This is a genomic window from Yoonia sp. (assembly GCF_036007805.1).
Taxonomy (GTDB): domain Bacteria; phylum Pseudomonadota; class Alphaproteobacteria; order Rhodobacterales; family Rhodobacteraceae; genus Yoonia.
Map to the genome: position 1 here is coordinate 1 of NZ_DASYOK010000258.1, position 9,039 is coordinate 9,039.

At 58.0% G+C, this 9,039-nt stretch carries 10 protein-coding genes and 1 tRNA gene; 7 read left to right on the forward strand and 4 right to left on the reverse strand.

Annotation, left to right across the window (positions count from 1 at the left end):
• Positions 1-160 precede the first annotated feature (160 nt).
• From VGP75_RS13945 to VGP75_RS13955, 3 genes are all read left to right on the forward strand, one after another.
• Entirely contained in the window at positions 161-571 is a 411-nt protein-coding gene (locus VGP75_RS13945) for an MAPEG family protein (protein WP_327544244.1), read from the forward strand.
• Positions 572-634: 63 nt separating this feature from the next.
• Positions 635-2,023 carry a dihydrolipoyl dehydrogenase gene (gene lpdA, locus VGP75_RS13950; RefSeq protein ID WP_327544245.1) on the forward strand — a complete coding sequence of 463 codons (1,389 nt, stop codon included), beginning with the start codon at positions 635-637 and terminating at the stop codon, positions 2,021-2,023.
• A gap of 233 nt (positions 2,024-2,256) precedes the next feature.
• Positions 2,257-3,093: a tellurite resistance TerB family protein gene (locus tag VGP75_RS13955; RefSeq protein ID WP_327544246.1), complete on the forward strand. Its 837-nt coding sequence runs from the start codon at positions 2,257-2,259 to the stop codon at positions 3,091-3,093.
• Here the strand turns inward: VGP75_RS13955 and VGP75_RS13960 are convergent.
• Together VGP75_RS13960 and VGP75_RS13965 are read right to left on the reverse strand one after the other, a co-directional pair.
• Complete coding sequence (locus VGP75_RS13960; RefSeq protein ID WP_327544247.1) at positions 3,090-3,740, reverse strand: GntR family transcriptional regulator; 651 nt, start codon at positions 3,738-3,740, stop codon at positions 3,090-3,092. The two genes, VGP75_RS13955 and VGP75_RS13960, sit on opposite strands and share 4 nt — an antisense overlap.
• A 31-nt stretch (positions 3,741-3,771) precedes the next feature.
• On the reverse strand, positions 3,772-4,461 hold the full coding sequence (locus VGP75_RS13965) for a M48 family metallopeptidase (RefSeq protein ID WP_327544248.1): 690 nt from the start codon (positions 4,459-4,461) through the stop codon (positions 3,772-3,774).
• Positions 4,462-4,571: 110 nt separating this feature from the next.
• Here VGP75_RS13965 and VGP75_RS13970 point away from each other — a divergent pair, with 110 nt between their 5' ends.
• Complete coding sequence (locus VGP75_RS13970) at positions 4,572-4,895, forward strand: TIGR02300 family protein (RefSeq protein WP_110279672.1); 324 nt, start codon at positions 4,572-4,574, stop codon at positions 4,893-4,895.
• Between the two features lie 83 nt (positions 4,896-4,978).
• Positions 4,979-5,054: transfer RNA gene (locus VGP75_RS13975), tRNA-Ala, on the forward strand.
• A 72-nt stretch (positions 5,055-5,126) separates the two neighbouring features.
• On the opposite strand, the gene VGP75_RS13980 is transcribed toward VGP75_RS13975, so the two are convergent.
• Together VGP75_RS13980 and VGP75_RS13985 are read right to left on the reverse strand one after the other, a co-directional pair.
• Positions 5,127-5,477, reverse strand: coding sequence for a hypothetical protein (locus VGP75_RS13980; RefSeq protein WP_327544249.1), 351 nt, complete (start codon positions 5,475-5,477; stop codon positions 5,127-5,129).
• A 327-nt stretch (positions 5,478-5,804) separates the two neighbouring features.
• Positions 5,805-6,821 carry a LacI family DNA-binding transcriptional regulator gene (locus tag VGP75_RS13985; RefSeq protein WP_327544250.1) on the reverse strand — a complete coding sequence of 339 codons (1,017 nt, stop codon included), beginning with the start codon at positions 6,819-6,821 and terminating at the stop codon, positions 5,805-5,807.
• A gap of 245 nt (positions 6,822-7,066) precedes the next feature.
• Here VGP75_RS13985 and hisD point away from each other — a divergent pair, with 245 nt between their 5' ends.
• Both hisD and VGP75_RS13995 read left to right on the forward strand, forming a co-directional pair.
• Complete coding sequence (gene hisD / locus VGP75_RS13990) at positions 7,067-8,374, forward strand: histidinol dehydrogenase (protein ID WP_327544251.1); 1,308 nt, start codon at positions 7,067-7,069, stop codon at positions 8,372-8,374.
• Positions 8,367-9,039, forward strand: a 673-nt coding sequence (locus VGP75_RS13995) for an SDR family NAD(P)-dependent oxidoreductase (RefSeq protein ID WP_327544252.1), incomplete at its 3' end; no start/stop codon positions are given. The genes hisD and VGP75_RS13995, both read left to right, overlap by 8 nt.

The window sequence follows — 9,039 nt, forward strand, 5'->3', positions numbered from 1 at the left end:
TCTTTTGCCTGATCGTTGCACCTTTGATGGTTATGGACGGTCATGACAGGCTCTCAACGCGCATATTCATAATCGGGGCGATCAGTGGCTGGATTCCGGCCCTCATCATCTTCATCAAGATGCGCAATGAACGCATGGCGGCTCCGGAGGAAAAAGACACATGACCCCCGAACTCAAAGTCCTCGCCCTTGCCGCCCTCCTGCAGGGAATCCAGTTCGCGCTGATGGCGATCCCTGCCAATCTCGAACTTGGCCCCGGCAAAACCATGTCACCACGGGATGCGAGCCGCCTGGGCAAACCCCTGGTCGAACAGGTCAGCGATAAGACCGCACGCCTGTTCCGTGCCCTCAACAACCACTTCGAAGGTCTGATCCTGTTCACCATCGCCGTCGTCGTCATCACCCTTGGCGACAAGGGGACGGGATTTTCGGCCATTTGTGCATGGACCTACCTCGCGGCACGCGTCCTCTATGTCCCCGCCTATTATTTCGGCCTGACCCCGTGGCGGTCAATAATTTGGTTTGTGGGGTTCACCTCAACCATGCTGATGATAGTGTCAGCCCTGATATGACAATTTGTATGTACAGGTTGTGTACGCGTTGTGTACGCCCTGTGACACCCTAAAGGAGACCCCATGTCCAGCTATGACGTCATCGTAATCGGCGCCGGTCCCGGCGGCTATGTTTGTGCAATTCGCTGCGCCCAACTGGGTATGAAAGTGGCCTGCGTTGAAGGCCGCGAAACGCTGGGCGGGACTTGCCTGAACGTGGGCTGCATTCCCTCCAAGGCCATGCTGCACGCGACGCATATGCTGCACGAGGCAGAGCATAATTTCGCGACCATGGGCCTGAAAGGCAAAGCGCCTTCGGTCGATTGGAAACAGATGCTGTCCTATAAGGCTGACACGATTGCACAAAACACCGGCGGCATCGAATTTCTGTTCAAAAAGAACAAGGTAGACTGGCTCAAAGGCTGGGGCACAATCCCCGAAGCGGGCAAAGTCAAAGTCGGAGACGAGGTCTATGAGGCCAAACATATCGTCATCGCCTCCGGCTCCGAGGCGGCATCCCTGCCTGGTGTTGAGGTCGACGAGAAAACCGTGGTCACATCCACCGGTGCGCTGGAATTGGGCAAGATTCCAAAGAAGCTTGTCGTGATCGGTGCAGGTGTGATCGGGCTTGAACTTGGGTCAGTTTATGCTCGTCTGGGCGCCGAGGTCGAGGTGGTCGAATTCCTCGATGCCATCACCCCCGGCATGGACAAGGAAATCGCCCGCCAGTTCCAGAAAATGCTGACGAAACAGGGGCTTAAATTCACACTCGGTGCCGCCGTTCAGGGTGTTGAAGTCAAAAACAACAAGGCCACCGTCACCTATAAACTGCGCAAGGACGACAGCGAACACACGCTGACAGCGGATACTGTTCTGGTCGCCACAGGCCGCAAACCCTACACCAAAGGGCTGGGTCTGGAAGAGCTGGGCGTAGAAATGTCCGAGCGCGGCCAGATCAAGACCGACGGCAAATATGCGACCAATGTCGCAGGCATCTACGCGATCGGCGACACCATCGCAGGGCCGATGCTGGCCCACAAAGCCGAAGACGAAGGCATGGCCGTCGCCGAAGGCATCGCAGGCCAGCATCCGCATGTGAACTACGGCGTGATCCCCGGCGTGATCTACACCCACCCCGAGGTGGCCAATGTGGGCGAGACCGAAGAAACCCTCAAAGAACAAGGGCGTAAGTACAAGGTTGGCAAATTCCCCTTCATGGGCAACGCCCGCGCCAAGGCCAATTTCGCAGGCGACGGTTTCGTGAAAATCCTTGTGGATGCAACGACCGACCGTGTTCTTGGCGCACATATCATTGGCCCGATGGCGGGTGATCTGATCCACGAAATCTGCGTCGCGATGGAATTCGGTGCCGCTGCCGAGGATCTCGCACGGACCTGTCATGCCCATCCCACATATTCCGAGGCCGTGCGCGAAGCCGCCCTTGCATGCGGCGACGGCGCGATACACGCCTAGATTTGCTGACTGGACCGGCCGTTGGTGCCGGTCCATGCAAGTCCTGGTCCGAATTCAGGGCGTTTTTTATGCAAGCATTTTGAGCGGCACCAAGGGAACACTTGCTGCAAAAACAGCACATTGGACGCCCAATTGCTTGCTTTTTGTGGTTTTTCAGACAGATAACTGGGACAATTGCGCGCGCCTTCTGCCTTTATGGCGGCGACCTTTAATAGTGAGTCCGAGATATCCGCATGATGCATTTCATTGTTGCCATCTTCTTGAGTTTGCTGGTCGCAGCGCCAGCGCAGGCATGGACGGCCAACTCCGGGTTTTTCTCGGATCTGGAATATGTCGCAGACACCGATATTAACGCCCCCGATGGCGCATCCCTGTCGCTTTGTCATGAAACAAAAGACATCCGGATTTTGGGCTATACGGTGTCCAGCAACATCCTTGGCTATGTTCTGTCCACCGACCGCTGCACAGGGCAGATCGAACGCCCCTTCAGCCCGCAGCAAATGCAAACCGCACAATCGTTGAACCTGATTGACGCAAGCCTGCCTTCTGTGGCGCGCAACAGCCTGCAACGGACCATTCAGAATTATGGCATCTGGGTTGCGATCAGCCTTGCGCTGATCGCTGTCATTTGGCGGCGCATGAAGTCTCTGCTCGGTCTCGATCCAACGGCACCGATGCGCAAAAAGGCGACACAGCGTATCCTGACGGCGATGTGCTATGTGGGCAAATGCGACGGGATCGTTGCGTCGAATGAAATTGCGCTGATCACCAAAGCAGCAAGCCGTCTGACGCGAACCAATATCCAGTCAACCGAAGTCATCCGCATCACCGACCATATCGACCTGAATCTGACGCCGCAGGATTTTATCGACTTTGGCAAAGGACTGCGCGATTCAGAGAAAGATGTGATGATGCGCGGTGCATTCTTTGTGGCGCTTTCAAGCGGGCGGATCCTTCCAAGCGAATACGCTTTTATCACCAATCTGTCCTATGGGATCGGCATGCCCGGTGAGGATTTCCGGCGGGTGATGAACCTCGCGCTCGAGGATCTTGATATCTACGGGACCTAACCTTTCAGCATCCGCAAACCTTGGGTCGAATCGGCGCGCACAGCCAAGCGCAGACCCGGCTCGTCACCGGCCTTCAGGGCTGCAAGGATCAGTTTGTGATGTGCCGGAGGATCGGTGCGGTTCAGCCGCCCGTAAAGTGCCCGCATCGTCGGCCCCAATTGCAGCCAAACAGTCTCTGTCATCGCCAGCATCGCAGGCGCCTGGGCGCGCAGGTAAAGCGTACGGTGGAATTCGAGGTTCAGGCGGATATAGCCCGTTGCATCATGCCGCGCGATAATCTGGTGAAAGCCCTGATTGAGCGTCTCAAGCCGTTCGATCAGCGCAAAATGGGCCCGCGGCAAAGCGCGCGATGCAAGCTCGGCTTCCAGCAAGGCCCGCAAGGTCGCCAGCTCTTCAATCCGCTCGTTCGACAGTTCCGGTGTCGAAACACGCCCCGACGACGACAGGAACAACGCACCTTCAGCAACCAACCGGCGCACGGCCTCGCGCGCAGGGGTCATTGAGACATCATAGCTCTTGCCGATACCCCGCAGCGTCAGCGCCTCACCCGGTGCGATTTCCCCGTGCATGATCCGCGCCCGCAAAGCGCGATACACCCGTTCATGTGCGGCAGTCGTATTATCCTGGGGGCGTGGCTGGATCATCATGGGCCTTTTGTGATCACGAAAGGCAGATTGGTCAATCGTCGAAAACGATGCGGTGCAGTTTGTCACCTTCCTCACGCAGCCACTGGCGATGGCGGTCATAGTCAGGGCAGAGCTGTGCAACCACAGACCAGAACGCCGGTCGATGGTTCATTTCAACCAGATGCGCGACCTCATGCGCCGCAACATAATCAAGCACAGCAGGCGGGGCCATGATCAGCCGCCACGAATACATTAACGCACCCGTGCTTGAACAAGACCCCCAGCGGGACCGGGTGTCGCGGATCGACAGGCGCGTGTAGGGTTTGCCCACTTGCTGCGCATAGCGGTCCGAGGCCTGCGCAAGCGCGTCGCGCGCGGCATGACGCAACAGGGCCTTGGTCTGCGCCGCAGCAGATGCGCTTGTTGTGACCTCGATGCGGTCCTCAAGGATACGCGCACGTTTTGCGGCACTCACGACAATCGGCATCGCCACCCCGCGCACCGGCACACTCTGGCCAACTTGGGCCACCATCGCGGGGCGCATATCCGCAAGGTGGCCACGCAGCCATGGTTCTTTGGCGCGCAGAAAAGCGATTCCCTCACGCTCGGGCGCAAAACGTGGCAAAGTCAGCGTCACACGGCCATCCAGACGCGACACACGCAACGATAGGCGCTTGGCGCGGACAGAACGGCGCAAAACCACCTCGATCGGGGGGTTGCCTTTCAGGGTGTGACGGCCCATATCCACCTTCTTGGTTTTCAAGTGCCAAAGGCTTTGACACAGCCCCTCGCTTATGGCAGTTGGCACCGATCACCCGCAAGGGAAGACAGAGATTTTTGAAGGGATAGCCTATGCCTAAGGAAGAGTGGGGCACAAAGCGCCTTTGCCCCGAAACCGGCAAACGCTTTTACGACCTGAACGCGACGCCAATCATCAGCCCCTATACAGGCAATGAAGTGACAATCGACACGTCCAAGACCCGTACAATGGTCGCGGATGCCGAGGATGCGCAAACCGCCAAGATGAAGGACATCGAAGAAGATGATGATCTGGTTCTTGACGACGACGACGATGAAGACGTCGATCTGGGTGACGATGTTCTGGAAGACGATGACGACGATGATACCGTCTCTCTTGACGAACTCGCCGATGTCACCACGAACGACGACGATTAAAATGACTGCACCGGGCGCGATTTTCTCTTGATCTCGCCCGGATCGCTGCATAGACAGCGGCAATCAGCGCAAGCTGATAAGTTGGGGCCTTAGCTCAGTTGGGAGAGCGCTTGCATGGCATGCAAGAGGTCAGGGGTTCGACTCCCCTAGGCTCCACCAAACTCTCATAAAACTAGATGTTCTCGCGTGCCGCACGCCGACCGTTCAGATATACCTGTTTACCAGCAACGCCTAGCGTGGACGTTCGCGATTTCTGCAACTTGCTTTGCGAAGCTCGCTTGGGCTGCGGGGGGTGATTTTGGACTGCGGTGCCGCGCCCTCTAGCTGCAGGTCTGGCGCGTTCTTGCTTACAACAGCCGCGATGAAAGCCGCCACATCGAACTCGGTCTCCGGTGCCGCACGTGCAAGCGCCTTTTTCAGAGCACGGTTCGACAATGCAGCCGTCAGTTGGGCTGCCAGTTCCCGTCGCAGGACTTTGTCGCACGGCGCATCTGCGTCCGCGACTTTCGCGATTTCGGCATCAGAAAGTTCGAAACCAGCCTCTTCCAGAAAAAGGCGTACAATTGGTGGTGCAGATGTCACAGCATCCGTTGTCGTTGGATCCCGAAAAAAAGCGACAACTTTGTTTGAGCGTGCGTGCCCTTGGCTTGTGATACCTTTTCCACCGCCTGCCTGCATGCACACACTATCCGCAGAATACATCTGGAAATCATAACGCAACACGGTTTTCACCAATAACACTTCACAACTGTTGGCAGAGTACCAAATCAATTGGAATTGGGCAAAGTAATTGTCCTAACTCCAACGATATTCTTGTCTAAAATTGGAGGAATTGACACTATTGTTGCGGGATCGCGTAACAATTCGGACGAGCTCGTGACTTTGTAAGCGACAACCACCGCGTATTGCTTAGGGCGGTCCCAGCGTGTCCCGAAAAACCAGCCGAGTCTGAAGCTCAACCGGCTCTAACGCAACGCCGTCCCGCAAGTGGTTGACCAAGACCTTCCCCGCCTTGCGGCCCATTTCACGGTGCGGCACATGCACCGTAGTGAGTGCCGGATAGACCACTTGGGCCAATTCGATATCATCGAACCCGATGATCGAGACATCACCCGGAACTGCAATCCCGCGCTCCCTTGCACGTCTGAGTGCACCGACAGCCAAAACATCGTTCCCGCAGAAGACCGCGGTCGGCCTTGGTTCATGGGCCATAATCTGATCAAAGGCTGCTGCCCCTTCGTCGATCCCATATTTCGTTTCCACGAAACAAAGGGTGTCACTGTCCAACCCGGCCGCATTCATCGCCTGTCTGATTCCGTCGCAGCGCCTTGACGCCCTGTCATTCTGCGCCGTTTCCGCCGAGATCAGCGCCAGCCGCCGGTGCCCCATCCCGATCACCTTTTCGGCCATCGCCTTCATTGCCGCGCTGTTGTTAAAGCCCACCGAAGGCCGCGTCGCTTCGGGCTCAAAGGCCCATGTCAAAAGAACCGGCACGTCCTGCGCATCCAGAAAATCATAGATTGCAGGATCGCGGTGATACCCGATCAGCAAAAGCGCATCAGCCCCGCGCGCGACAAGCGACCTGATCTGTTCTTCCTCGGTGTCCGGCTGGTAGGCGGTACTGGCAACCAGCATCGTGAACCCGTTGCTGCGCAATTCTTCCTGAAAAGCCTCAAGCCCACGCGCGAAAATCGCGTTCTCCATTGTCGGAATAATCGCTCCGATTGTATTCGTGCGCCTTGCTGCCATCGCGCGTGCGCCGAAATTGGGCGAATAGCCCAGTTCCGCGATTGTCGCATGCACCTTGTCGCGCGTCACCTGCGCCACCTGATCGGGAAAATTGATCGCCCGTGAGACAGTAGCCGTCGACACCCCTGCACGGGTGGCCACATCCTGCAAAGTGGGTATTGGTCGTTGGGATGTCATGCGCGCTCCGGTTGGGTCAGCGTCCAACATAGCGCCAAACCCGGCGCCGACATAGGGGCGTTTTGTGGAAAATGTAAGGGCTTGCATTTCAGTCATGTAAGCGCTTACACTGACCGAAGAATCGAATAGTCGTCGTGGGAGGGCGCGGCTTTGAAGATTGCAGCGGACAATCGGTATCCGCGACACACCCCCCCTTCGATCAAGACCACGATGCTTTCTGACAGCATGAAATAAGGTAACGAAACATGGCACGCGAATATCTCAAGAAAGCGACGCTGACCGCGCAGTCCGGCGCGTCTGATGTCCACGACATTGTTCAGGGCATCTTGTCCGACATCGAGACAGGTGGCGACGCCAAGGCGATGGAATACGCGGCAAAATTCGACAAATATGACGGCAACGTCATGATCACCGCAGAAGAGATCGCGGCAGCGACAGCGCTGGTGCCCGAGAAGCTGAAAGAAGATATCCAGTTCGCCCATGACAACGTCAAACGCTTTGCCGAGGCGCAGAAAGCCACCGTCAGCAATATCGAATACGAGATCGTTCCGGGCCTGATCGCTGGTCAAAAGGCAATCCCGGTCGATGCGGCAGGTTGCTATGTGCCCGGCGGACGCTACAGCCACATCGCCTCAGCGATCATGACCGTGACAACGGCCAAAGTTGCCGGTTGCAACCATATCGCCGTTGCCTCGCCCCCGCGCCCCGGCGTGGGTGTGGCCCCTGCGATCATCTATGCGGCTCACATTTGCGGTGCCGACAAGATCATGGCCATGGGCGGGGTGCAGGGCGTTGCCGCTATGACCTTTGGCCTCTTTGGCCTGCCCAAAGCAAACATCCTTGTCGGCCCCGGCAACCAGTTTGTGGCCGAAGCCAAGCGTATCTTGTTTGGCCGCGTCGGCATCGACATGATCGCAGGCCCGACCGATAGCCTGATCCTCGCTGACAAGACCGCCGATCCGCATATCGTCGCGACGGATCTCGTCAGCCAGGCCGAGCACGGCTATAATTCACCGGTTTGGCTGGTCACCGATGACCGCACCTTGGCTGAAGACGTTATGAACCGCGTGCCTGATTTGATCGCTGATCTGCCGGAAGTGAACCGCGAGAACGCTGCTGCCGCTTGGCGCGACTATGCCGAAGTGATCCTCTGTGCGGACCGCGAAGAGATGGCCGCCTGTTCCGACGATTACGCGCCCGAGCACCTGACAGTGCAGGCCGAAGACCTGGATTGGTGGCTGGATCGTCTTTCCTGCTATGGCTCGCTCTTCCTCGGCGAAGAAACCACCGTGTCCTATGGCGACAAAGCCTCTGGCACGAACCACGTTTTGCCAACGTCGGGCGCTGCGTCCTATACTGGTGGTCTGTCGGTGCATAAGTACATGAAGATCGTGACATGGCAGAAGGCCACGCGCGAAGGGTCCAAGCGCGTCGCAGAAGCCACGGCACGGATTTCCCGCCTTGAGGGGATGGAAGGCCATGCCCGCGCAGCGGACGTGCGTCTGGCCAAATACTTTCCTGGTGAAAACTTTGACCTGACGCCAGATGAGTGATCCGCGCGATCTCTTTGACCTGACCGGACGTGTCGCCTGCGTCACCGGCGCAAGCGCGGGTCTTGGCCAGCGCGCCGCGATTACACTGGCTGCGGCCGGTGCAAGGGTCGTGGGCGTGGCCCGCCGCGCGGATGCGCTGAACGGCTGGGCATCCCAGACAGGGGCAAACGCGGCAGTCGTCGCGGCTGATTTGTCCCAACGCGACCAGATTGCCGATATCGCGGCCAAGGTCGCTGCACCCTTTGGCGCACCCGATATCGTCGTCCATGCGGCGGGCATCAACACCCGCGAGGCGGCAGATGATGTGACGCACGCGGGCTGGGACGTGACGATGAACCTCAACCTCGCCGCCCCGTTTTTCCTCAGCCAAGCCTTTGCGCCCGCGATGAAGGCCAAGGGTTGGGGCCGCATCGTGAATTTCGCCTCTCTCCAGACAACGCGCGCCTTTCCGGGCGGGATTGCCTATGGCGCATCCAAAGCCGGCATTGGCCAGTTGACCCGCGCGATGGCCGAAGCCTGGTCCAAGGACGGGATCACCGCCAATGCAATCGGCCCGGGGTTCTTTCCGACAGAGCTCACCGGCCCCGTCTTTGCCGATCCCGAACGTGCCGCACGCAACGCCGCGCAAACCTGCATCGGCCGCAACGGTGCCTTGTCGGATATCG